Annotated in this window: 22 protein-coding genes; 6 read left to right on the top strand and 16 right to left on the bottom strand. The window is 62.5% G+C overall.

Features of this window, described 5'->3' with window-relative positions:
* The 9 genes from CKO27_RS20680 to CKO27_RS20720 all read right to left on the bottom strand — a co-directional run.
* On the bottom strand, positions 1 to 339 hold a 339-nt coding region (locus tag CKO27_RS20680; RefSeq protein WP_200376818.1), incomplete at its 3' end, for an EF-hand domain-containing protein.
* Between the two features lie 161 nt (positions 340 to 500).
* The gene (locus CKO27_RS20685) at positions 501 to 1,361 is read right to left on the bottom strand and encodes a cytochrome c3 family protein (RefSeq protein ID WP_200376819.1); all 861 of its coding nucleotides are present in this window, start codon (positions 1,359 to 1,361) and stop codon (positions 501 to 503) included.
* A complete protein-coding gene (locus tag CKO27_RS20690) occupies positions 1,358 to 1,936 on the bottom strand; it encodes a hypothetical protein (RefSeq protein ID WP_200376820.1) in 579 nt (192 codons plus the stop codon). The genes CKO27_RS20685 and CKO27_RS20690 overlap by 4 nt, the downstream gene beginning before the upstream one ends.
* A 21-nt stretch (positions 1,937 to 1,957) precedes the next feature.
* Positions 1,958 to 3,232 carry a 2Fe-2S iron-sulfur cluster-binding protein gene (locus CKO27_RS20695; RefSeq protein WP_200376821.1) on the bottom strand — a complete coding sequence of 425 codons (1,275 nt, stop codon included), beginning with the start codon at positions 3,230 to 3,232 and terminating at the stop codon, positions 1,958 to 1,960.
* Positions 3,233 to 3,338: 106 nt separating this feature from the next.
* Positions 3,339 to 3,920: a diheme cytochrome c gene (locus CKO27_RS20700; RefSeq protein ID WP_200376822.1), complete on the bottom strand. Its 582-nt coding sequence runs from the start codon at positions 3,918 to 3,920 to the stop codon at positions 3,339 to 3,341.
* Between the two features lie 63 nt (positions 3,921 to 3,983).
* On the bottom strand, positions 3,984 to 4,559 hold the full coding sequence (locus CKO27_RS20705; protein ID WP_200376823.1) for a diheme cytochrome c: 576 nt from the start codon (positions 4,557 to 4,559) through the stop codon (positions 3,984 to 3,986).
* A 16-nt stretch (positions 4,560 to 4,575) separates the two neighbouring features.
* The gene (locus CKO27_RS20710; RefSeq protein WP_200376824.1) at positions 4,576 to 4,932 is read right to left on the bottom strand and encodes a DUF1924 domain-containing protein; all 357 of its coding nucleotides are present in this window, start codon (positions 4,930 to 4,932) and stop codon (positions 4,576 to 4,578) included.
* Positions 4,932 to 5,558, bottom strand: coding sequence for a cytochrome b/b6 domain-containing protein (locus tag CKO27_RS20715; protein WP_200376825.1), 627 nt, complete (start codon positions 5,556 to 5,558; stop codon positions 4,932 to 4,934). The genes CKO27_RS20710 and CKO27_RS20715 overlap by 1 nt, the downstream gene beginning before the upstream one ends.
* 170 nt (positions 5,559 to 5,728) lie before the next feature.
* Positions 5,729 to 6,283 carry a helix-turn-helix transcriptional regulator gene (locus CKO27_RS20720; protein ID WP_200376826.1) on the bottom strand — a complete coding sequence of 185 codons (555 nt, stop codon included), beginning with the start codon at positions 6,281 to 6,283 and terminating at the stop codon, positions 5,729 to 5,731.
* A gap of 549 nt (positions 6,284 to 6,832) precedes the next feature.
* Here CKO27_RS20720 and CKO27_RS20725 point away from each other — a divergent pair.
* Complete coding sequence (locus CKO27_RS20725; RefSeq protein WP_200376827.1) at positions 6,833 to 8,128, top strand: hypothetical protein; 1,296 nt, start codon at positions 6,833 to 6,835, stop codon at positions 8,126 to 8,128.
* A gap of 13 nt (positions 8,129 to 8,141) precedes the next feature.
* The gene (locus tag CKO27_RS20730; protein ID WP_200376828.1) at positions 8,142 to 8,795 is read left to right on the top strand and encodes a c-type cytochrome; all 654 of its coding nucleotides are present in this window, start codon (positions 8,142 to 8,144) and stop codon (positions 8,793 to 8,795) included.
* Positions 8,796 to 8,849: 54 nt separating this feature from the next.
* Here CKO27_RS20730 and CKO27_RS20735 read toward each other — a convergent pair whose 3' ends face one another.
* From CKO27_RS20735 to CKO27_RS25050, 5 genes are all read right to left on the bottom strand, one after another.
* Positions 8,850 to 9,428 (bottom strand): SHOCT domain-containing protein, encoded by a 579-nt coding sequence (locus CKO27_RS20735; RefSeq protein WP_200376829.1) that lies wholly within the window; start codon positions 9,426 to 9,428, stop codon positions 8,850 to 8,852.
* Positions 9,429 to 9,593: 165 nt separating this feature from the next.
* Entirely contained in the window at positions 9,594 to 11,690 is a 2,097-nt protein-coding gene (locus CKO27_RS20740; protein ID WP_200376830.1) for a TonB-dependent copper receptor, read from the bottom strand.
* Between the two features lie 239 nt (positions 11,691 to 11,929).
* Positions 11,930 to 12,295: an HVO_A0114 family putative DNA-binding protein gene (locus CKO27_RS20745; RefSeq protein WP_200376831.1), complete on the bottom strand. Its 366-nt coding sequence runs from the start codon at positions 12,293 to 12,295 to the stop codon at positions 11,930 to 11,932.
* A gap of 51 nt (positions 12,296 to 12,346) precedes the next feature.
* Entirely contained in the window at positions 12,347 to 12,607 is a 261-nt protein-coding gene (locus CKO27_RS20750) for a toxin-antitoxin system TumE family protein (protein WP_200376832.1), read from the bottom strand.
* Between the two features lie 275 nt (positions 12,608 to 12,882).
* Positions 12,883 to 15,528 (bottom strand): PKD domain-containing protein, encoded by a 2,646-nt coding sequence (locus tag CKO27_RS25050; protein ID WP_200376833.1) that lies wholly within the window; start codon positions 15,526 to 15,528, stop codon positions 12,883 to 12,885.
* Between the two features lie 362 nt (positions 15,529 to 15,890).
* Here CKO27_RS25050 and CKO27_RS20760 point away from each other — a divergent pair, with 362 nt between their 5' ends.
* The 4 genes from CKO27_RS20760 (at position 15,891) to CKO27_RS20775 (ending at position 21,041) form a co-directional block, all read left to right on the top strand.
* The gene (locus CKO27_RS20760) at positions 15,891 to 16,907 is read left to right on the top strand and encodes a hydrogenase small subunit (RefSeq protein ID WP_200376834.1); all 1,017 of its coding nucleotides are present in this window, start codon (positions 15,891 to 15,893) and stop codon (positions 16,905 to 16,907) included.
* 192 nt (positions 16,908 to 17,099) lie between these two features.
* Positions 17,100 to 18,821, top strand: a complete 1,722-nt coding sequence (locus CKO27_RS20765; RefSeq protein ID WP_200376835.1) for a nickel-dependent hydrogenase large subunit — start codon at positions 17,100 to 17,102, stop codon at positions 18,819 to 18,821.
* 28 nt (positions 18,822 to 18,849) lie between these two features.
* Positions 18,850 to 20,331 (top strand): PKD domain-containing protein, encoded by a 1,482-nt coding sequence (locus tag CKO27_RS20770; RefSeq protein WP_200376836.1) that lies wholly within the window; start codon positions 18,850 to 18,852, stop codon positions 20,329 to 20,331.
* Positions 20,332 to 20,489: 158 nt separating this feature from the next.
* Complete coding sequence (locus CKO27_RS20775) at positions 20,490 to 21,041, top strand: cytochrome b (protein ID WP_200376837.1); 552 nt, start codon at positions 20,490 to 20,492, stop codon at positions 21,039 to 21,041.
* An 832-nt stretch (positions 21,042 to 21,873) separates the two neighbouring features.
* Here CKO27_RS20775 and CKO27_RS25360 read toward each other — a convergent pair.
* Positions 21,874 to 22,086, bottom strand: a complete 213-nt coding sequence (locus CKO27_RS25360; protein ID WP_420825852.1) for a DUF4258 domain-containing protein — start codon at positions 22,084 to 22,086, stop codon at positions 21,874 to 21,876.
* A 155-nt stretch (positions 22,087 to 22,241) separates the two neighbouring features.
* Positions 22,242 to 22,532 (bottom strand): hypothetical protein, encoded by a 291-nt coding sequence (locus CKO27_RS20780; RefSeq protein ID WP_200376838.1) that lies wholly within the window; start codon positions 22,530 to 22,532, stop codon positions 22,242 to 22,244.
* Positions 22,533 to 22,656 lie beyond the last annotated feature (124 nt).

A 22,656-nucleotide genomic window follows, 5' to 3' on the forward strand; every position in this document is an offset into this window, starting at 1 on the left:
CCCCATCCCCATACCGGGACGGCCGCGCATGCGCGAATCATGTACGTTGGCGAATTCATCGGCGGTCATCTGGCCATCGCCATTCAGATCGAAGTCGGCGAAGGACGGGGCGCTGGCGGCACCGCGCATGGGCGCGCCGGTGGCGGCTTGAGCGGCCAGGCGTTGGGCGCGCGCGTTGTTGAATTCTTGCTCGCTGACGCGACCGTCGCCGTCCGGATCGAAGTCAGCGAAGGTCATGGGACCGCGGGCCGGCGCGTTCGTCGCCTGGGCGAAGGCTGGCGAAGCGCCAACCGTTGCGAGGATCGCCGCGATCATGAGTGTCAGGGTTGTCGCTTTCATGAAATTCTCCAGTGATTGGGTGTCCGTGGCGTTGGGGTTATCCTCGGGCGCATCCGGCGCCTTGGGCGAGCGATCAGGACCGGCTCGACGGCTATATCCACAGTATCGTCGAGGATACCCGCCCTAGAATGGATGAATCTTGAATTCTGGATCGGCGATCCTCAATCGTCGTCATCTTCGTCCTCGTCCTTGTCATCGTTTTCATCCTCGTCGGACGCCCGGCCTTCGTGTCCGCCGCGACTCCCTTCCCAGAGATCCTTGCGACCGCGACTCGACAGAAGACCGTCCCCTCCATCCCGCCCATCCTGCTTGCCGGATTCTCCGCCATGTTCGCCTTCCTCGGCGTCGCCGCTGCGATGACATTCAACGCAGTTCTCGTAGTCCTGGATGCCTTCTTCCACATGCTCCTCGCGGATGTTGGAGCGCGAATGTTCGTGACAGCCATAACAGGTGTAACGACTGTAATCCTGATCCATGTGGCAGGTGGCGCAGGCGGTCTGGTGATCCTGATCGAAGCGGAAAAAGCGATCATGGTCGAGGGTAGCCGGCGTCCAGCCTTGCAGCGAATGACACTGACTGCAATTGGCGACCATCTCACGGTGCAGGCTGTCACCAGGGTTGTTGTGGCACCCGTTGCACTGGTCGCGCGTCTTGACCTGCAACAGCTCATGCGAGAACTGGCCGATGGGGCGGAAGGACTGTACACCCTTGTGGTCACTGTGGCAGGCGACACAGTCCTGTTCGATCAAATCCTGATGAAAGGGCGTGAGTTTCCGCTCGTTGGCGATCGGCAGGCCCTTGGTGGTGACCAAGCCGATTTCCGCGATTTGGTGACATTGGACGCACTTCGCCGGACGGCTGCCGATGAAGGGGGTATGACAGGCGAAACAATCGGTTTCGAGCGACGCATGGGCCTCGATCGGTGGGCCGGGCGCGACCATCCATTGCGGATACAGGAAGACCAGCAGCACCAGCAGCGCGAGATTGGCCGCGACCACATAGAAGATCGTTTTTTTGTTCATTTCCATTGCCAGAACAGGAAGATACTGAGGATGTGCGTCAGTCCGAGCACCCCGAAGGCGAGGGTGATCGGGAAATGCACGGCCCGCCATTGCTTCATCAGATCCACCGTGACCGCATCCCAGAAGATCTCCTGATCGACCGAGGTCTTGGTCAGACCCTGCTCGGCGTAGATGTCACGTTTCGCGCTCAAGTCGTGTCGCGACCGATCCAGCAGATACTGACCCGTCATCCCGCTGGCCAATGTCACCAGCATCGCCACCAGGGCGAGCCAGGGCAGGATGGTATAAACATGGATTCCGGCGTGGACCAGGATCATCAGCGCCCCGAGCCAGGTCAGCACCTCATGCAGACGCAGCAGCGTTTTCGGCTTGCCGAATTGGATCAGCTTGCGCTTGCGCATCGAATAGAAAAAAGACAGCAGAATCAGGATCGTGCCGGGGATGCCCAGATAGCGACCGATCCACACGAGATCCATGGCATGCAGCAGGGCGTCGGCAATCACGGTCGCGATCAGCAGCGACCCGAACAGGATCAGGAAGGGCAACACTTCTTTACGAACGATTGAACGTTTCATGATGGTCTCGGTGTGCCGTCTCTAGAGGGCCAGGGTCAGATCGGTGGTCGGGGTCGCGATGCAGAGTAGGCAATGACCCGGCTCCACGTCCGCGTCCGGTGTCTGCTGGTAAGTGACCTCGCCGGATTCGATGCGCGTTTGACAACTGCCGCAACTGCCGGCACGGCAGCCCGAATCGACCCGGATGCCTTGATCCTCGGCCAGCTCAAGTAAGGATTCGCTGGTCGAGTCCCACTGGATGGTCTTGCCCGACTGGCTGAAGCGCACCGCGACCGGGGCGCTCACCGTCGTTGAGACAGGCGCCCGGCGCTTGGTCAGCGAAGCGGGGCCGAAGGACTCGTAATGGATGTTCTCGGGCGTGACACCCGACGCCTCCAGCGCCGGAACCAGCGCCTCCATCATCATCGGCGGACCGCAGACATAGAACTCATAGCGTCCGAAGCGCAACGTCTTCTGGAGCAGTCGAATATCGAGCCAGCCCCGATGCTGGTAGTCGACACCCTGGACGTCTTCTTCCGAGGGTTCGCCGTAACAGACGTGGAGCTGGAACCCCGGATGGGTGTCGCGCAGGCTTGCCAGGTGTTCCTTCATGATCTGCTCGCCCCGGTTGCGCACCCCATGGAAAAGCCAGACCTCGCGCGGATCGCCCCGGTGAGCCAGGGTATTGAGGATGCTCAGCAAGGGCGTGATGCCGATGCCGCCGGCGATCAGCACGATCGGCAGCTTGCTGTCCTCGTTCAGATAAAAATGTCCCGACGGCGCTCTTACCGACAGACGCGCGCCTTCCTGGATGTGGTCGTGGAAGTAGTTCGAGGCGACCCCCGGCGGCGCGTCCGGTCCGTTGGCTGGCGCCGGAACCCGTTTGATCGACACCCGGTATTGGTTGACGCGCGGTCGGTCGGATAGCGAGTAGCAGCGCACGACGGTTTTCGTCGTGTTGGTCGCTGGATCCGGAACCTCCAGTTTGAAGGTCAGGTATTGGCCCGGCCGGTAGCTCGGCAGCGGTCCGCCGTCGGCGGGGGCCAGATAGAAAGAGCAGACGCTGGCATTGCCGTCTTCAATCACCCGGCGTTGGACCACGAATTCCCGATCACCGGACCAGGCCGGTATCCTGGCCATGTCGGGCGCGGCTGGCGGCGTCGCACCGGTCAAGACCGGCGGTGCGCCAAGGTCCGGTTCCAGGCGTTCCAGCGCACGATAGCGGACCTGTTGACGATAGAACCCGAAGGCCGCGAAACCGGCCACCTGGAGCAGGATCAAGCCACTGATCAGAATGGCAAAGGCGGTCGTGCTCATGAGGCTCGTCCCATTTGAATGCGGTTTCACGCGGCCGAATCAGCCTTGGGGCCGGTCATCGGCGATTGGCGGCCAGCCTCGGAAGCTGGCCGTCGTCCGATGCGGCTCAATCCTCCCAGGGGCCGTGCCCTGGGATGTTGATCTGGCGCTCGCTGTAGTCGCCTTCCGCCGCGCCGCGATGACAGGCGTTGCACTTGCTCAGACTCCCGACGTCCGGATTGTCCTTGATCAGACGCGCGGGGATCTCGTCGTGCTCTTTCACGAAGTAGGGGTTCTCGCTGATGCGCGGCAGACCGCCGTCGGCTCCGGCGCGCGACTCGGCAAATTTGCTCGCCCGTTTCCCGCCCGACCGGTCGGCACCATTGGCGGTCAGATAGGCGCTGATCTCGTTGCGGAGTTCGTCCGTCAGTGAGGCGTCGTCGCCGTAGTGATTGCTGAGTCCATCGGGCGACATGATCGCCGTCCAGGCACGGGCCGGCAGCAGACCCGGCTGATAGGCCATGTGGCAGGAACCGCATTCCTCGCCATAGGCCGCATTGGTCACCAGGGCGAAATCGGCACGGGACTGCGACCGCTTGTCGCGCCTGTCATCGTCGTCATCATCGTCTTCGCCGAAGGCCATGCCAGCGGCCCCCAGGGTGAAGAGGCCAACGGCGAGGATGGAGAGGATCTGTTTGTGATGGTTCATTGGCATGGTTTCCCGTTGCGTGCGTTTTGATGTTGGACAGGCGGTTCATCAGACCCGCCAGACTCAATCCTTCCAAGGGCCGTGGCTGGGGATATCGATCCGACTGTCGTTGTAGAGGCCTTTGGCGGCGCCGCGATGGCAGGCGTGGCATTGACTGAAACTGCCGACATCCGGATTGCCGGTCACCAGCGATGCCGGCACCCCGTGATGCTTGCGTTTGAAATAGCGCGTCTCGGTGATGCGCGGCAGCCCTGTCCCAGCCTTGGGGTCAAAGCCAACGGCAAAGGCGCGGGAACGTGTCCCGCTGGCCTGATCGGCTGAATGGGCGGCCAGATAGCTGGCGATCTCGGTTCGCAGCGTCTCCGTCAGCGAGGCGTCGTCGCCGTAATGATCGCCCAGCGCGGCGGGATCCATGACCTGTGTCCAGGCAAGCGCTGGCAGCAGACCCGGCTGATAGGCCAGGTGACAGGAACCGCATTCCTCGCCGTAGGCGGCATTGGCGACCGGGGTGACATCGGCGCGGGATATCAGCCAGCCGCCGCGCGTTCCGTTCCGATCGCCGTCATCGCTGATGGCCATGCCAACCGCGCCGACCGCGACCAGGCCCAGCAGGATGAGGATGCCTTTGCGATTGGTCATGGATCCCGTCTCCCGCTTATTGCGTCTTGATATAGGCGACGAAATCGGCCTTTTCGGTCGCCGTGCATTCGCGCCCGAGGGTCCATTTGCAGTTGCGCAGCAGCCATTTCTCGATCTTGGCCTGATCGGTCAACCGCTTGGGATTGACCGAGGGCGCCAGCGGCTCGATGGCCTTGCCGGTATTGGCCTGACGGCCCGGCTGTGTCAGATCGGTGCCATGGCAGGTCACACAACTGCGCGCCGGGGAGCCGTCCGACTGCGGGTACTCCTTGGACCAGCCCGCTTTGCCTGCCGCCGCATCGGCGGCGAGCAGCGTGGTGGGCAGAGCGAGTGCGCCAGTGGCGACCAGTGCGATCACAAGGCTTGTTTTCATTAGTCTTCTCTCCGTTTGAATCCGCTGATCATGGAAGCGATCAGATTTTCGTTATGCGACAGGCTGGAAAAGGCCACCCCGACCAGATGCAGGACGATCAGCCCCAGGGTGGCATTGGCCAGAAATTCGTGGACCTCCTCCAGGGCTTCTCCCCAAGACTCGGGCAGGCCGCTCATCGGACCCGCTAGGGGACCGGCGAACTCTTCCGCGCCATAGAGCGCCAGACCGCTCAAGCCGGTCGCGCCGACGGCCAGCAGCAGCGCCACGACCATGGCCCCGCCCGCCGGGTTGTGACCCAGATAACGCGGTGCGCGGAAGGTCAGGGCGTCCTTGATGTAGGCCAGCACCGCGCCGGGACCGCGCACGAAGTCGGTGAACCGGGCATGCCGGGTGCCGATGACACCCCAGACCAGGCGGATGGCGATCAGCGTCAGCACCAGATAGCCCGCCAAGACATGCACCTCGAGCAGGTCATCCTCGACGATGAAGGCAGTCGCGAAGCCGGCGGCCAGCGACCAGTGAAAGACCCGCACCAGCGGATCCCAGACGCGGAGGCGCCCGGCCGTATCCGGCGGGCAGGTGTCGATCGTGGTGGTCCCCATCGGGACGCTGGTGTTCGATGTCATCGCTTTGCTCCCCTGTCGACGGATGTCCGCCAGTCAATCGGTCGCGATTGAGCCGCGGCCTGGGGTGCAGAGTAACGAGGGGAGGCTGACTGAACGCTGTGCGTCCCTGTCAGCGAATGGTCAGCTTAGGCGGTCTGCCCGAGGGTTGGACCGTCGGCGGGTGTGCGGATCTAGGCGGCCTTTCGCCCGAGCGATGGCGTCGACTGGCTCCTGGCGTCACTGGCCAGTCGCTGAGTCTGGGCGTCGTGCGAATCCCCCGGTGGAAGCAGATCCTCGATGAAAAAGGCCGCCAATTCAGCGCGGCCAGCCAGCCCTGATTTGAGGTACACCGCCACGGCGTGCTGCCGGATCGTGCGTTCACTGCGGTTGCAGCGGTTCGCGATCTCCTGATGACTCATTCCCTTGAGCAAGAGTATGGCGACGCAGGATTCGGCCTTGGTGGGCCCCCAGGCCCGGAGTTGTGACTCGATGTTCTCGGCCAGACCGAGCCGATGTCGGTCGACAAGGTCCGTGGCGGATACCGCGACGGTCCAGGCGCGCGACCAGACCGATCCAAGCCAGTAGATCGAGCCGAGACTCAGCATCAGGATCGCGATCTCGCTGATGAGATGAAAGCGCGATACGCCCTGTCGCAAATCGACGACCAGATCGATCACGCCGAACACGCTAATCGCGGAGAGCAGGGTGAAGGTCAATGGAATGACGGTCGCTGTCTGGTTTCTCATTGAATGGAAGGCTCCGCGAGTGCTTGGTATTCAAGGTGGATGATGACCGTTGGAAAAGAATCGCGACGGTTTTGGTGAGGGCGTCGGCGCGGATTCATTACCCAATCGAGATCACTCCATGGCCTCCGTCCTCGGAGTCCGCGAGGAGGCCCGGCTTGTCGCGCCGGGCCTCGGGGTCAAGACCCGGCGGTCGGCCGGCGGTCGCTTTTCCTGGCGAGGCCATAGCATACCTTCAACGCAACGCTCGACTCGCCGATTCCGATAAGCGGAAAAGGGTGCGCGTAAATTCGAGAAAATTAATATAAAACATATGCTTAATATTTATCTTGGCGCTTGGGAATGTCCGGCGGCCGGATCCGTAAGCCTTGATCCAAGTCATTTGTCGGATTGTTAGTGGAGACCTGTTCAAGGAAATCTGAATTCGTGGCGCCGAGCCAATACATAACCGCTTAATTATATAGCGATATGTTTCTGCTCCAGAGGCGCGTTCATGCCGTTCGTACGGCTATAAGAAATCAATGACGAGGATGGAATTAAATGAGGCATCGAATGCTAATCGCGCCACTGCTGGTGCTGCTCTGTATGGGTGGTCTGGTTGGCGCCGCTTTATTCACCGCGCCAGACGCCAGGGCGGTCCCCGCCTTCGCGCGGCAGGTCGGGTTGGCCTGCGCCGCCTGTCATAATCAGAACTTTCCTTCGCTCAACTCATTTGGCCGTTCATTCAAGGCTGGTGGTTACACCATGGTGGGAACGCAGACGCAGATCGAGGGCGACCATCTCTCGCTGCCGTCCGTCTTGAATGCCTCGTTGATCGGTAAGTTCCAGTATGTAAAGACCAATGGTAATACCGATGAAGGGACGGATCGCGGCCAGATTCAGTGGCCCAATGAGGCGGCGCTGCTGATCGGCGGTCGGGTGGCTAAAAATGTTGGCTTTCTGTTCGAGATTGGTCTAGCGGGAATCGCCGTGAATGGCGTGGCGGATACCAGCACTGAAGTGGAAAATGGTGAGATTCCGGTCAGCGGCAGCGGCGCCTCGCTGTTGGGTTCGAAGATCCATTTCAACGTCGCCGACATCGGCTCGACCAAGCTGAGCATTATTCCGTTTTCGACGGATACGCTCGGTTCCGGTTACGGGTTCGAGCTGCTCAACACCGGGGCCGTGCGCAATATCCGCCCAATCGAATATCGCTCCGGCTTCAGCGCGGCACAGGCGCTCAACACGGGGGCGGGTGGCGCGACCGGCATGGCCTTCGTGGCATCGAGTCCGAAATATTTCGTCAACTACACGGCCTGGACGCCTGGATTTAATGGCGAGAATTTCGACGTTGAACTGAGCGGACTCGCCAATTATCTGCGCGCTGCCTATACGCCGAGTTTCGGATCCTGGGATACCGCGCTCGGTTTTCAGCTTTGGAACGGCTCGGCGAAACCCGCGAGTCCCGAGGGCGGAGAAATATTCAAGACCGATGCCTTGGTCATCGATGCCCAGGCCCTCGGCACCGTGCGCGACCTGCCTTTGAGCCTCTATGCCAGCTACGGTCAGGCCGATGGACATCAGGATAGTCTATGGGGGTATAACCAAGGTAATGCCAGTGCCTTCGCGCTGATGGGGCAACTTGGTGTCCTTCCCAACCGGGTCAATGTATATCTTGCCTTTCGCACCCTGGACAACGGACAAAAAACCGACAACACCTTCAATGCCTTTACGCTCGGTGCGAATTTTCTCCTAGCCCAAAATGTTCGCTTCGAGCTGTATCACGTCATCGAGACCGGATCGGGCGTGGATGCGCGCGAGAGCGAGCAGGACAGTCTGACCATGCTGCAACTTTTCGTTGGTTTCTGACCGGGAGCTATCCATGAATCGATCGATCAAACAGGCCTCCCTGGCGCTTGGGTTCGTCCTTCTCCTGATGGGCCGGGCGGCCGACGCCGAGTACCTCAAGACCTTCGAGGGCTGGAAGGTTTACAACTCGAGCTGCATTCTCTGTCACGGACCACAGGGTCGGGGCGATGGATCGCTGGCCAAGAAGCTGGGGATCGAAGCGGCCGATTTCCGCGAGCGCCGTCAAAAGCTCGATGGTTTGTCGGATCAAGCCTTATTGGACACGATCAAGGGAGGCCGCGGGCATCTGCGCGACATGCCAAAGTGGCGGGATATCTATCCGGATACGCAACTCGCGGCCGCTATCGCCTATATCCGTTATCTCTCGGGGTCCAGCCATCCGCTGGAGGCCAACCCCGTCGAGGGCCAGCAGTACTATCAGCTCTACTGTATCGCCTGTCATGGCAAGACCGGCAAGGGCGACGGTTTCATGACCAGCCTGCTGGAGATCAAACCTGCTGACCACACCAACACCGAGCGGATGGATCGGCTCACCAACCAGCAAATGGGGGCCATGATCAAGAGCGGTAAAGGGATGATGCCAGCCTGGAAAGGTATCCTCGACGACCAGGATATCGCTGAGTTGGTGACCTATATCCGGCTCCTCTCCCACCCCAGCGGTCGCTGATCGCGTGTTGTCTGTCCCCCGCCGGAGAGACCGGCGGGGGACGAGGGCGACGGCCTACAAGGTATCGAGAACCCGCTCGCGCAGCCGCCGGTATTCCTTCTCGCTGATCAATCCATCCCGGCGCAATTCCTTCAACTCAATGAGCCGCGCCCTGGCGGAGGCCGAGGGGCGCGGGGACGCGGTCGTGGTGGATGTGGCATAGGGGGTCTTCGCCGATGTCGCCGGGACGGATGCCGGTGAGTCCCCACAGACGAGCTTGGCTTCGATTCCAGCCGCGACACCCGAGGTCGTGACCGGAACCGTCATGGGATCGCACCCCTCCTTGACCAGTCGGACCTGCCCATACAGCGCCTGATCCTCCGGCTTGTAAACCTGCGGAAAGACCTGGCTGACCGGCACGCGCGTCGGCGTCAGGCCGGATGGTTTGCCCATGATCCAGACCTGCGCGCCCGTGGGGGTCGAGTGGATGGATAGACTGTTGCTCGTTTGCTGAAACAGATCCCCCGGCGCGGCGCAGGCCCCAAGCGAAGCCGTCAAGGAGAGGATCAAGAGTCGTTTGGCTGTGTTGCGCAAGGTCGAGGCGGCGGCTTGCGCCTCGGATCGGGTCGCGTTGATTGTCGGATCTCGTCTCATCCCCTTCGCTCATTGTTGTTTTAACAGAGCCGGCAGTTTATCAGTCCGCGCGTCCTTACCGAATATGGATCCTGGTTGCGAAGGCGGCCTGTCGGCCTTTCCCTATTCCGCTCAAGACCCCAGGATCCGATCGTTCGCTATGGCGGGAGCGCGTCCGCGATTCATTCAGAAATCAAGCGAGGCGCGCACCCACAACATCCGACCCGGCTCGTTCACCTGGACCGCCTCTGGATTGAATGGATCCAGGTTGGCGCGATTCACATGATAGGCATAGGCTCGATCAAAGAGGTTGTCGATCCCCAGCCGAAGACGTCCGTGCTTACCGATGCTGGCCTCGCCGTAGAGGTCGAGCACCCACCAGCCAGCCGTCTTGCCGACATCCAGACCACTGCCGGTCAGCGGGTCGTCATCGACGCGATCCTGGGTGTCGGCCCAGGTCGCCCGCGCGCCAGCCGACCAGGAATCCCGACGGTGTTCGAGCTTCAATTGCCCGCTCAATGGCGGAATCTGGGCGATGGCGCGTTCATCGCTTCGATTGCGCGCCTGGACATAAGCCAGCGAGGCGCCGGCTTGCCAGCGTGGATCGAATTGAATCTCGACGGTCCATTCCCCGCCGGTGAGATCGGCTTCGACATTGCGGTAGATGGTGGCGTTGTCGGTCAGCAGGATGCCGGATTGCCCATGGGCGCGGTCGCGCAGGATGTAGTCGTCGACGCGGTCATGGAAGATCTCCAGCCCGGTGCTCCAGGTTGCTGTCGTTTTGTGCAGACTCAGATCGATCTGGTGATGCTGTTCCGGCCGCAGGCCGGGGTTGCCGACCCAGCGCGCGGAGGCCGGGTTGCCGTTCGCCGCCAGATAGCGCTCGGTGGCGTCGGCGGTGCGCAGGCTCCGGCTCGCGCCCGCCGTGAGCGCCAGCCCCTGGCCGAACTCGAGTCCGTAGCGCAGAAAGCCGCCCAGGTTGTTCTCGGTTTGGTCCTCGGCGGAGCGACCATAGTAGGCGCTGTAGAGTTGATTGGGCGACATCAGCCAGGTGGGGCCGACCGGCGCGCTGTTCGCCCGCGACTTGGAGAGACTGGCCTCGACCTGATCGTAGCGAAGTCCAGCGGTCAGCCGCGCGGACGCGCCGAGCGGCCGCTCTCCCTCCACGAAGAATCCCAGATCGTCCTGCACGACATCCGGCCATAGATACGACTGTGGAACGTCGACGGAGGCCGACTTGTAATTCCAGTAGCGAGTCGCGTCGCGGGCGACCGAAAGATAATCGACGCCCAGGGTCCAGTCCGTATCGCCGGTGGCCAGATCGGCGACGAAGCGTCCGCCAGCGGTGTTCGACTCGGTCGGTGCTCGCATCTTGAACAGACCCGTCAAGGCGCGCAGCGAGTAATTGTCCATCAAGTGGTCGACATTGACGCTATACAACTCGGCTCGCAGGGCCTGTAGGGAACCCATGGCCACGTCCTGATCGAATTTCACGCGCCATTGATTGCTGTTGCTGTAGGGCGAATCCATCGCCGCGCCGGCGAAGAGGACGTCCCAATCATGCGTCGTATCGTATTTGACTTCGATGCGTGTGCTATCGCTGGGGGTATAGCCAATGGCGAAACCAGCCGCCTCGCTGTTGTAGGCGCTACGGACCTCATCGCCATGGCCGTCCCGGTAGTTGTTGGCGCCGCGCGACTGGCCGGTGACTCGCGCGAAGGCGAGCGGATTACCGATGGCGATGTCGGCACCGACGGATTGGGTCTGCGAGTTGCTCGTCAAACCGCCGTTGAAGCGTGCCCGTGGCGCCTCGCCCTCGGTGAAGCGCGGGGTGTGGCGCTCGAACAGGATGGTTCCACCACTGCCGCCACCCCCATGGCGAACGGTCTGGGCGCTTTTGATCAGCGTCAGGCTGTCGTAAGCCTCCAGATCGAGGAGCGTGGTCGGGGGATCCATGCGGTTTGGGCAACCGCCGAAGGCATGGGCGCCATCGATCAGGATGTTGAGTTGGTTCTGGCTCTGACCGCGGACGATGGGGTCGAGGCCATGACCGCCCATGCGCGAGCCATCGACCCCCGGCAGACGACGCAGGAGGTCGCCGCCATCGGCCGGGATCCCGAACCGCGCATCAGCGATCGGCGAAGAGATCGTCCCGGCGGCCTGAGCGGCGGGGCGTTTTCCGGTGACGACCACTTCCGGTATGAGTGTCTCCGGCCCGTCCGCGGCAACGGCGATCGATCCAAGCGCGCTCATCAACCCAATAACAACCCGACACTGCGACATCCGATACGCCTCCTATTCAGCCCGGCTACGAGATTCGTGACGGGAGGAGGGTATTCGAAAGCCGCGCGACTGTATTCGCGAGGCAGACGTTTCGGAGACGACAGGCGAGGATTCGCGTGAAGAGAATCAGTCGATGTGTCTTTTGACGCAGCGGACCGGGCACGGAATAGAGAACTTGGCGGTCGCGCCCGTCACATCGACATTGGGCACCCCCAGGACATGGACCGGGCGGCCGGGGTTCAGGCGGCCTGCGCCACCGTCGACAAGCGCCATTCGATCGCCTCCCAAGGCACGGATACCCCCTCCGGGGTGCGGGACACCAGATCGAGCGCCAGCAAGGCCGTGATATCCGTATGAACATGGCTGTAATTGCGCCCAAATTCCTGCGCCAACACGTAGATGCTCACGGGGCCGAGCCGCTGGAGCGTCTGTAACAGGACGAATCGCTTGGGGGTGATGGCGCGGTACGCATCGAGCGGATCGACATAATTGAGAATGTAGTCCGCTTCCGGTAAGGGTTCACCGGCATCGGCGCGGCAGGCGATGTCGAGCGCCCGCGCCATCATGTCGGCCTGACTCAGGTTCGTGATAATCGCTTTTGGCATGATTTACTGTCCGAGGTGGGGCTGAATGGCATCGGCAAAGTCGTGTAAGAGTTACGCCAAGGTGCTGAAGGTATAAGGCCGTTGCCTGTCGCCATCATGGATGTGATCGCCTTTGCCGGTTTCGTTGTCGAAGCGAATCAGGGTTTGACCGGCGCGGGTGCCGCAATGCAACTGGTAAACGTAGCCATGCGGCGCCTGTTCGCTGGCAACGGTGAGCCGATGAATCCGCTGCACGACGATGACGCCATTTGGATAGTCGATGCGCGTGTTCAGGATCAGCGTGGCTTGACTCATATCTTGCATCATAGCCATGCCTTGTCTCGATGCAATCGAGCCAGCATTCGAGGTCAGCCGCCAGGCCCACCATCACAGGGCGACATCGGTCCGGCTAGAAGATTCGTCAGGGAGGGTATTGGAAAGCCGCTCGTCTGTACTTCGGAGGCGAGGACCGGGGATGCGTGTGAAGAGAATCAGTCGAAGCCTCTTGTGCCGCGGTGGACCAGGCCATCCGATCGCATCGTTCTGGCCCTTCGTAAAGAGGCCGCCCTGGTCGGGCGGCCTCGGGTTCCACTCAGGGCGGCCCTGTTTCAACCCTCGCCGCGACTCAGGCTCAACCCCCGTTCAGGTCGCGCGAAGTTATGGCAGGCGGAGCACTCCTTGCCCTCCCTCTGTACGTGCCGGTCATGGACGCCCGCGAAATCGCGGTCTTCCGACTCGTTCTCGTGGCATTGGGTGCAGATGCTGTTCAGATTGCCGTTGAGCGTCGTCACCCGCGTGCCGACCACCGCGCTTGGGAGGGTGCGCAGCCCGTATCCCAGGCTCCCCATGTCCAATCGGGAGGGACCGCCGCCGAGCGCCTGGTGACAGGAGCCGCAACCGGTCGCGTCGCCGCCCAGGGCGTTGGAATCGGGCTCGACCCCGTGGTTGATGGTCTGGTAGGTGAAGACCGGGACGGTGGTGGTGCCGGCGGGCATCTCGGTCGAGCCTGGGGTGCCGGTGCAGGCGGCATCGGGATCGTCACCGAGACCCACCGCTACCGCGCGGCAGAAGCTGCCGGTGCGGAAGAACTCGAAGGTGGAATGTCCGACCAGGCTGTTGTTGGTGTCGTTGCGCGCCAGCTTGCCCCAGTGCTTCTTCATGGGATAGAGCTTGGCAGTCGCGCTCGTCACGTTCCCATTGGGCATTCCCAGGGCATAGGTCGGAGCGCCTGCGCCGAGCTTGAAGTTGGCCGCGACCGTCGCGTCCAGAGGCACCGTGGGAACGCCGGTGAGCGACTCTTCCAGATAGACCACCTCGGAGGTGCCGTCGAACCAGGTGTAGCTGGGCATCAACGACGCGGTTCCCAGTCCGCCCTTATCCTCGCGGGGCAGCCAGCCGCCGCGCCCGTTGCAGGCCGAGTCTGACGGGTGTGGATCCTGCCAGTCGCGGGCGACCTCGGTGCCGACCGCCGCCTTGGCGTAGCTCGGGATATGGCAGGTCTGGCAGGCGACCTTCATGGCGTGCTTGTCCTTGCTGGAGCCCTGGGTGTTGCTGAAGTCGCCATGCGGGCGGTTGTCATGACAGCCGCCGGTCTCGCAGGTGAAGCGCTCGGCCACGTCATTGGCCCGCAGGTCGAGCCCGCGTCCGCGCATCCGGTGGCTTTCGCCATTGGCTCCAATCGCGCTGTGACAATCCGAACAGGTCAGGTTGGCGCCGTCCGGGCTCATGTGCATGTCGTGCGTGACGGTCGGGTTGATGTTTTCCTTCGACAGATCGCCGCGCTTGGCGCCATCGGCCCCGGCCGCCCCGGCGTGACAGCTGAGACAGGATTGCCGGGTGGTGGCATGGACGTTCTGCGCCGCCGCCAGGGTGGTGATCGGCATGGGCGTCATGGGAACCGACGCGGGCAGGTTGTCGAAGGCCGCTGGCTTGAACAGGAAATCGCCGGCCGCGCTCACATTCGGGATGCCCTCGAAACCGGTCCGTATGGTCGCAACGCCGTCGGCACGGACGAGCTTGCCGCTGGCGTCCTCGGCCAGATTCAGCAGGCTGAAATCGCTGAAGCCCTGCCCCGAGGCGGTCCAGTCCGGGAAGCGTTTGTAGACCTCCTGATGGCAGGTCAGACAGTCGATGTTCGCCAACTGGGCATGTGCCTCGGCCGAGGCTGGATCGAGCTGCTCGAACAGCGACTGGGCCATCGGGAAGCGCCCGTTCCCCACATGGCAGCCGGCACAGGTGAAGCGCGGCGAATTCTCATGGGTGCCGCAGTAGGTGTTGACGCCGGTTGCGACCAGATCGCCCGCCGCCTTGGCGGGCCGCTCGCCAGCCGCCGCGAAGTCGGTCGGGATGTTGGTGACGAAGTCGTAGGCTCCACCCTGCTGGTAATGCACCGAGCCGTGCATGTCGCGCGCCTGATCCTGGTGGCAGGCGACACAGACCTCGGGGCCGGTGTAGGCCGTGATATTGCAGTGCTCCGCGATGGGCGAGGTGCAGCCCACCTGCGGCGAGTCCGAGATGGTTGCGGTGGTGGTCGAGGGCGAGGAGACGGCGCCCGCGTTGTCGGTCACGGTCAGGGCGACGCTGTAGCTGCCGACCGCCGTATAGGCGTGGCTGGGATTGGCCTGGGTGCTGGTCGCTCCGTCGCCGAAGGTCCAGGCGTAGCTGGCGATGCTCCCATCCGGGTCGATCGAGCCGGCGCTGCTGAAACTCACCGCCGTGCCTGGAAGGCCGATGTAGGGGCCGTTGACCTTGGCCGTCGGGGCCTGGTTACCACCGGGAGGCGGAGGGTCGCCGCCGCCCGTGGACTTGGGCGAGCAATCGGACGGGGCCTTGTCGAGCGCGCGTTCGACCGTCTGTCCGTCGCTTTGGATGGCGCGCACCCGGCAGGGCACGGGGCTGGGTCTTTCCTTGCGGATCGACCAGGTTCCATCGCTTCCCTCGGTCTCGTCATTGCCGAGTGTCTGGGAAGGGGCGTAGGCGTTGACCAGGGTCACCCTGGCGCGCGGCGTGCCCCGCCCGGAGACGTTCAGACGTCTTTCCCGGCTGTCCCAGGAGGCGCGATCGATGCTGAGTTGGGACGGGGAGGAGTCACCATCGCGATTGTCGTTATTCCTGTCATCGTCAGCCAGGGTCAGGCCCACGGACAGGACGCCGATCACGGCTAGGGCGAGCGCGGTCGTCAACCGTCGCGGAATCTTTTTTGGATCACCCATCGGCGCCGGGCCTTGGGTGCTGATCTGTTCGGAAGCCTTCATTAGGTCTGGTCCTCTCGCTCGTGAAGAAGCGTGACACGTCCCTGCTCTTGGTCGCGGGCGCTGGACTGTCCGGCCCGGCGGACGCTCACGAGGCCGGATTCGCCAGCATCGTCCCCTGACATTAACCCGCCGCGCCTTAAAAGAACCTTAAGACGGTACTGGGAATTAGGAGTGATCGAGCGCGCCAATAGAAAAGGTCGCCGCCATGTACCAGGTCAAATACCACAGGATCTTAAGGTTCTCTTAAGGCGAGAGCTGTTAGCTTGCCTGCCTAACCGCGACCAGGCAGCGAACGGCCTTCGGGACCATTCGTGGGATCGCAAGAACCCCACGACCAGACAAATCCGTGAGGAGTCACTCTCATGCCCCACGACGAAACCTTCATCGATTTCCTCATGCGCCGAGGCGTCTCGCGACGCTCTTTCCTGACCTATTGCACGGCGACCGCCGCGACCTTTGGTCTGTCCGCCGAGGCCGAGATCGGGATGGCCGCCGGCCTGGCGGCGGCCCCGCGCCCAAGCATCATCTGGCTCTCCTTCCAGGAATGCACCGGCTGCACCGAATCCCTGACCCGCTCCGGCGCGCCGACGATCGAGGCGCTGATCCTGGATCATCTCTCGCTCGACTATCACCACACCCTCCAGGCCGCCTCCGGGGAGGCCGCCGAGCAGGCGCGGCGCAACGCCATGGAGGCGAACTACGGACGATACGTCCTGGTGGTCGACGGTTCGGTACCCACCGCCGATGGCGGCGTCTGGTCGACCATTGCCGGCACGACCAATCTGGCAATGCTCGCCGAGGCCGTGCGGGGGGCCGCCCTGGTCATCGCCGTCGGAACCTGCGCCGCCTTTGGCGGCGTGCCGGCGGCGGCGGCGATCGCCGCGCCGAACCTCAACCAGAGTGGCGCGCGCGGCGTGGCCGAGCTGATGGAGACGGGCGACATCGAGACACGGCCCATCGTCAACGTCTCGGGGTGCCCGCCCGTCCCGGAGGTGATCTCCGGAACCATCGCCTACTTCCTCGTCAACGGAGCCTCACCGCCGCTGGACGCCTCCAGACGCCCCATCGCCTATTACGGCAAGACCGTGCATGAACGCTGTACGCGGCTCCCCAGCTATAAGGCTGGCCGCTTCGCCCTGGCCTTCGACGATGCCGGGGCACGCAACGGCTACTGTCTCCTCCAACTGGGCTGCAAGGGGCCGCTAACCTACAACGTCTGTCCGACCCAGCGCTGGAATCTGGGCACCAGCTTTCCCATGCACTCAGGTCACGGCTGTCTCGGCTGCTCCGAGGCCGACTTCTGGGATCGCGCCCTGGCGGCGGACGCTAGCGGTTTCATCGGGAGCGCCTTCTACCCGGATTTCCCGCCCCAGACCTGAACCTGTTCAACCCGGCCCGGGCTCGACCCGTAGGATGGGTAGAGCAAAGCGAAACCCATCGAACCGCGCCGATGTCATCCGGAAAAATCCTGAATTTACAATTGGTTGAAAGATTGGCATCGCTCTCGCTCTGCCCATCCTACGAGGGTTTGTTCACAAGCCCCGAGCGGCGTCATCGATTGGAGAAACCCTATGAGTACTGTCGTCATCGACCCGGTCACCCGCATCGAGGGCCATCTGCGCATCGAGGCTGAAACGGAGAACGGCGTCATCACCCGGGCGATGAGTTCCGGCACCATGCTGCGCGGGATCGAGAACATCATGATTGGCCGTGACCCGCGCGATGCCTGGGCGATCGCCCAGCGCATCTGCGGCGTCTGCACCCTGGTCCACGGGATCGCCTCGGTGCGGGCGGTGGAAAACGCCCTGGCCTATCCCATCCCGCCCAATGCGGAGTTGATCCGCAACCTGATGATCGGGGCGCAGTTCGTCCACGATCACGTCATGCACTTCTATCACCTGCACGCCCTGGACTGGGTCGACGTGGTCTCCGCGCTGTCCGCGGACCCGGCGGCCACGGCGAACCTTCAGCAGTGCCTGAGCCCCTGGCCCAACAACTCGACCGCCTATTTCGCCGACGTGAAGCAGCGCCTGAGCGGCTTCGTCGGAAGCGGTCAGCTCGGCATCTTCGCCAACGGCTACTGGGGGCATCCCGAGTACAAGCTGCCGCCGGAACTCAACCTCCTGGCCTTCGCCCATTACCTGGAAGCGCTGGACTGGCAGCGCAAGGCCTCGCGTCTGCATGCCCTCTTCGGCGGCAAGAATCCCCATCCCAACTTCATCGTCGGCGGCGCCCCGGTCGCCCTGGACGGCCAGCCGGGAAAGACCGCGCTCGACGCCTCGGGTCAGGCGCTGGTCGAGGCGGTCATCAAGGAGATGCAAGCCTTCGTCGATCAGGTCTATGTGCCGGACACCCTGGCCATCGCCCGTTACTACAAGGACTGGTCGCGGCGCGGCGAGGGCGTCGGCAACTTTATGACCTATGGCGAATTCCCCGACCCCTTCGCCGGCACCGACGACACCAGCCGACTCTTCGTCCCCCGAGGTGTGATTCTCGGCCGGGATCTCTCGACCATCCATCCGGTGGACCTGGACGACCCGAACGAGGTCCAGGAAGGCGTCAGCCACTCCTGGTACCAGTACGCCGCCGGCCCGGTCTCGCTGCATCCCTACGCAGGCGAGACGCGGCCCAACTACACCGGACCACAGCCGCCCTACGCCAACCTGGAGATGGACCAAGCCTATTCCTGGCTCAAGTCGCCGCGCTGGAAGGGACTTCCGATGGAGGTCGGCCCGCTGGCGCGGGTGCTGATGCTCTATGCCACCGGACATGCGGCGACCCAGACGCTGGTCGACGGTGCGCTCGCCGAGCTGAAGCTCCCCATCACCGCGCTCTATTCGACGCTGGGACGAGTCGCGGCACGCACCCTGGAGACCAAGCTGATCGCCGACCAGATGCTGGTCTGGTATGGCCAGTTGATGGGCAACCTGAAAAGCGGCGATCGCTCCACCCATAACGACGCGCTCTTCTATCCCGGTTCCTGGCCGACCAGCGCCCAGGGCGTCGGTTACACCGAGGCGCCGCGTGGCGCCCTGGCCCACTGGATCGTCATCCAGGATGGGCGCATCGCCAATTATCAGGCCGTGGTCCCCAGCACCTGGAACGCGGGACCGCGCGACGCCCTGGGTCAGGAGGGGCCTTACGAGGCCGCGCTGCGCGGCCATACCCTGCTGGACCCCGCGCAGCCGATCGAGATCCTGCGGACCATCCACAGCTTCGACCCCTGCCTGGCCTGCGCGGTGCATCTGGTGGACCCGGATGGCGAATCCCTGATGCGGATCACGGTCGCCTGATCGAAAGGCTCAAAGTGCGAGAATCGATATGATCCATTCAATCAAGCGCGTGTCTTTGATGGCCCTGCTGGGTCTGCTCTCACTGTGTTTAGGCGCCGGGACGGTGTCGGCCAAGTCGGGCTACGGCGAGAATGTCGACAATTTCTGTCGACCCAGCGACGGATCCACCCCGTTCCAGGCCCAGGGCTGCCTGCTCTGCCACAACACCGCAAGTGGCTCCGGCGCCAAGGGCAATACCTGGACCTGGTGGCAGACTGGCCAGTACACCAATTTCTGTACCGGAACCCCCGCCAATCGCGCCCCCAACGGTACCATCACCGCCCCGACCGCCGACCAGCAGATCACGGTCGGCAGCACCGTGATCTTCCAAGGCTCGGGAACCGACCCGGACGGCAATGCCCTGAGCTATGGCTGGAACTTCGGCGTCTCCACCGCAACCGGCACCGGTCCCCATGTGGTGTCCTACCCCAGCGCGGGAACTTACACCGTCACCCTGACGGTCTCCGACGGCACGCTCGCCGACCCGACACCAGCGACCCGCGTCATCACCGTGGGGGCAAGCTGCACGGATGCGGACGGCGACGGATTCTGCGCACCACGCGATTGCAATGACGCCAACCCCGCCGTGAATCCCAATGCCGTCGAGGTCTGCGGCGACGGCATCGACAACAACTGTGACGGCGTGGATGCCAGTTGCTCGGCGGCCTGTCTCGACAGCGACGGCGATGGTTACAGCCCCGATGGCGGGATCTGCGGGCCGGAGGATTGCGACGATAGGGATGCGGCGGTCAACCCCGGCGCGCCTGAGATCTGCGACGACCGTCTCGACAACGACTGCGACGACTACCTCGACGACACCGACCGGGAGTGCAACGGCCAGGATTGTCTTGAGCGCCTGTTCCCGATCCTGAATCAGGCGCCGACCTGTGTCATCGACAGCCCGACCGGCGACCAGACCATCGACGCCGGGCAAACCGTGACCTTCGCCGGGACCGGGACGGATCGCGACGGGCATCATCCACTGGCCTATGTCTGGGATTTCGGCGGAGGTGCCGCCGGTTCCGGCGTCGAGGATCCGGGCGCGGTGACCTTTTCCAGGGCCGGCGGTTATCGGGTGGCCTTCCGGGTCACCGACAGCCGGGGCCTGGCCTGCTCGCCCGCGATGCTGACGGTCACGGTCAAGGAGCCAGTGGTCGTCAATCCCTTCACGGCCCATCCCATCAGCACCGACTATGTCAAGGAGGGTCACAAGCAGGACTGGAAGCGCCGCCCGGATAACTGCCGGAGCTGCCACGGTGCCGACCTCAAGGGGACCGCTGCCTCCGCGACCTTCGAGGCGCGGGTCTGGCCCTCGGATCGGCGTCAACCCGATGGCTCGAAGCTCAAGCGTTACGCCCAGGGTGAGTGGGTCGGCTGCCTGGAGTGTCATGGGATGCCGGATGGCGATGATGACGATGATGATGACCGGGACGATGATGACGACAGGGACAACAGGGACGATGACGACTGACGCGGGTCGCGTCGAGTGACTGGGTAGAGCCGGGATGGCTTGCCCAGTCCACCCAGGCGAAACACAAGGGCCGTCACCCTTGGGAGGTGGCGCGCATCAACGGCCATGGAGTAGGCTCCAGCTTCTTTTCAGCCGCTACCTTTTTGAGATTTAAGAGTATGAGTTTGAGAAATGGCGCGACACCTCGTTACGGTGTGCTCTCGATTGGACTCCACTGGTTGACGCTGCTGCTGCTCGTGGCCGTCTATGCCTGCATCGAGCTGCGCGAATTCTTTCCAAAGGGCAGCGATCCGCGCGAGGCGCTCAAGGCCTGGCATTTCATGCTGGGGCTATCCGTGCTTGCGCTGGTCGTGGTGCGCCTGGTCGTCAGTCTGCTGAGTCCCACCCCGCCGATCGAGCCGGCCCTGCCCAAGTGGCAGGCCTTACCCGCCAAGCTGGTGCACCTGGCGCTCTATCTGCTGATGATCGCCATGCCGTTGGCGGGATGGCTGATCCTCAGCGCGGCGGGCAAGCCGATCCCATTCTTCGGACTCCAGCTCCCCGCGCTGATCGGGGAAAACAAGGAACTGGCCGGTTCGATCAAGGAACTGCACGAAGTCGTCGGCACGGTCGGTTATTACCTCATTGGCCTGCACGCGGCCGCCGCCTTGTTCCACCACTACATCGCGCGTGACAACACGCTGACACGCATGCTTCCAGGCCGAGGTTGATCCCGTCCACGGCTCCAGAGCCGCGCGCGGCCTGGACCACGCTTCCTTAGGCGGGCCGGTGGAACGTCACTTCGACGAGCAGGCCCGGTCCAAAAACCCCGTCGGGGGTAGTGCTCCAATCCGTAGGATGGGCAGAGCGAGAGCGATGCCCATCCTGTACGCTCCGAGGCTCAAGATAAAAGGATGGGGCGAGCGCGGCGATGCCCATCCTCCACGCGCCGATCCTCTCGATTGGGGCACTCCCCCCCGTCGGAAGCGCCCGCCGGGAGTCCGAACACCCGCCAGCGGGTCTCCGCGATCGTCTGATCCGAGAACCCCAGCCGCCGCGCCGGGGGGCTCGACCGGCGCCGCGCCGAAGGTGCTGATGAGCAGATCCCCTTCCAGAGATGGAAACTTGATTTGGGATTCGTAAGGATGACCGAGCGGTGAGAGCCTTTTCGGCACGCCGGCGATGTTGGCGAGGCGGGCGATCCCCCAGGGGATAGGGAGGCCGTGACGGCTCGGAGTCGGCTGGGATTTGTCCTCGGTGGGTCGGCGCCGAGCCTATTGTTGGGCGTTCTTTGGCGCTTGGTCGCGTGCCAGCTCCATGAGCAACCGCAGTGCCCTGTTTACAGAAGCAGAGTCACGAAACGCACGCGCAACATCAGGTTCCAAGAGCACGATATTCGTACCTTCTTGGTAGGCATCGATGATGCTTGCCTTGTACGGCCTGCGAGAAGTCGTATTCGGCACGCATATCATCGCTTGCATCTGACTTTCTTGGGTCGGGTTTCCCCCCCCGCAGAATTCACACGGCATGATTGCACCTAGATTGCGTATACGCTGATGATGATCAGGCTCGCTTCCTCTCGGAAGCGGGAACTGCGACCCGAAATAGATGGGCCTTCAATACGATACCGAGTTCCCGTGTGTCGTGCGTCATTCTCTTTTCGAGAAACCCTTTCAGAATGGCGTTCTCGACATCAGCGCGCTCGAATCCGTCATCCATCATCTCTTCCTCTGCGTGCGAGGACAGATAATAGTCGCGGTCTACGATTCTCTCCAATAAGGTGAAGTTCTGGTCTAAGACAGCTAGAGCCGCTGAAGACCTAACGCCACAAATAACCGGTGCAAATGGAGCGCAGCGGAATTTGCATCCGAGTTAATTTGCTTTGTTAGGTGTGATTTCTCTGTTGTTTTTATATTGCCATGCTGAACATATCACTTCATTCGTTTTTCAAATTTAAACATATCTTCATCTGAATCGTCACTTTGTTTTTGATTTGGATCAGGATGATATTTATTATAGTATTCCACTATTTTAAAACCACATTTATTAACATAAAAATGAATATTTCTTTTTTCAAAATATGGCGTAATGGTTTCCCAAGATCTTGTTTTAGGATGTTTTTCTTCAATTGATTTCCATGCTTCGTGTCCAATTCCTTTATCATGACAGCTTGTTTTTATAAAAAAGAAAGACCTGAATCCGTGATCTGAATGACGCGGCAACGTCCTCTTGGCAAATAGCGATGCCGGAATTCATTTCAGCGACGCGAATAGCGCCCGGGCGGGGACGAATCGGTCCACGGAAGGGCGGTTGGGCGAGAAGCTGCGGGCGACAGACAAAAGGATA

Origin of the sequence: Thiocystis violacea (assembly GCF_016583575.1) — a bacterium.
Classification (GTDB): Bacteria; Pseudomonadota; Gammaproteobacteria; order Chromatiales; family Chromatiaceae; genus Thiocystis; species Thiocystis violacea.

Coding starts and splice junctions, on each gene's coding strand:
- CKO27_RS20750 (WP_200376832.1), bottom strand. CDS start 12,607: ATGGCTATGATGCAAGATATGAGTCAAGCCACGCTGATCCTGAACACG.
- CKO27_RS20765 (WP_200376835.1), top strand. CDS start 17,100: ATGAGTACTGTCGTCATCGACCCGGTCACCCGCATCGAGGGCCATCTG.
- CKO27_RS20745 (WP_200376831.1), bottom strand. CDS start 12,295: ATGCCAAAAGCGATTATCACGAACCTGAGTCAGGCCGACATGATGGCG.
- CKO27_RS20695 (WP_200376821.1), bottom strand. CDS start 3,232: ATGAGCACGACCGCCTTTGCCATTCTGATCAGTGGCTTGATCCTGCTC.
- CKO27_RS20685 (WP_200376819.1), bottom strand. CDS start 1,361: ATGAACAAAAAAACGATCTTCTATGTGGTCGCGGCCAATCTCGCGCTG.
- CKO27_RS20770 (WP_200376836.1), top strand. CDS start 18,850: ATGATCCATTCAATCAAGCGCGTGTCTTTGATGGCCCTGCTGGGTCTG.
- CKO27_RS20735 (WP_200376829.1), bottom strand. CDS start 9,428: ATGAGACGAGATCCGACAATCAACGCGACCCGATCCGAGGCGCAAGCC.
- CKO27_RS20715 (WP_200376825.1), bottom strand. CDS start 5,558: ATGACATCGAACACCAGCGTCCCGATGGGGACCACCACGATCGACACC.
- CKO27_RS20705 (WP_200376823.1), bottom strand. CDS start 4,559: ATGACCAATCGCAAAGGCATCCTCATCCTGCTGGGCCTGGTCGCGGTC.
- CKO27_RS20760 (WP_200376834.1), top strand. CDS start 15,891: ATGCCCCACGACGAAACCTTCATCGATTTCCTCATGCGCCGAGGCGTC.
- CKO27_RS20725 (WP_200376827.1), top strand. CDS start 6,833: ATGCTAATCGCGCCACTGCTGGTGCTGCTCTGTATGGGTGGTCTGGTT.
- CKO27_RS20775 (WP_200376837.1), top strand. CDS start 20,490: ATGAGTTTGAGAAATGGCGCGACACCTCGTTACGGTGTGCTCTCGATT.
- CKO27_RS20690 (WP_200376820.1), bottom strand. CDS start 1,936: ATGAAACGTTCAATCGTTCGTAAAGAAGTGTTGCCCTTCCTGATCCTG.
- CKO27_RS20740 (WP_200376830.1), bottom strand. CDS start 11,690: ATGTCGCAGTGTCGGGTTGTTATTGGGTTGATGAGCGCGCTTGGATCG.
- CKO27_RS20720 (WP_200376826.1), bottom strand. CDS start 6,283: ATGAGAAACCAGACAGCGACCGTCATTCCATTGACCTTCACCCTGCTC.
- CKO27_RS20710 (WP_200376824.1), bottom strand. CDS start 4,932: ATGAAAACAAGCCTTGTGATCGCACTGGTCGCCACTGGCGCACTCGCT.
- CKO27_RS20700 (WP_200376822.1), bottom strand. CDS start 3,920: ATGAACCATCACAAACAGATCCTCTCCATCCTCGCCGTTGGCCTCTTC.
- CKO27_RS20730 (WP_200376828.1), top strand. CDS start 8,142: ATGAATCGATCGATCAAACAGGCCTCCCTGGCGCTTGGGTTCGTCCTT.
- CKO27_RS25050 (WP_200376833.1), bottom strand. CDS start 15,528: ATGAAGGCTTCCGAACAGATCAGCACCCAAGGCCCGGCGCCGATGGGT.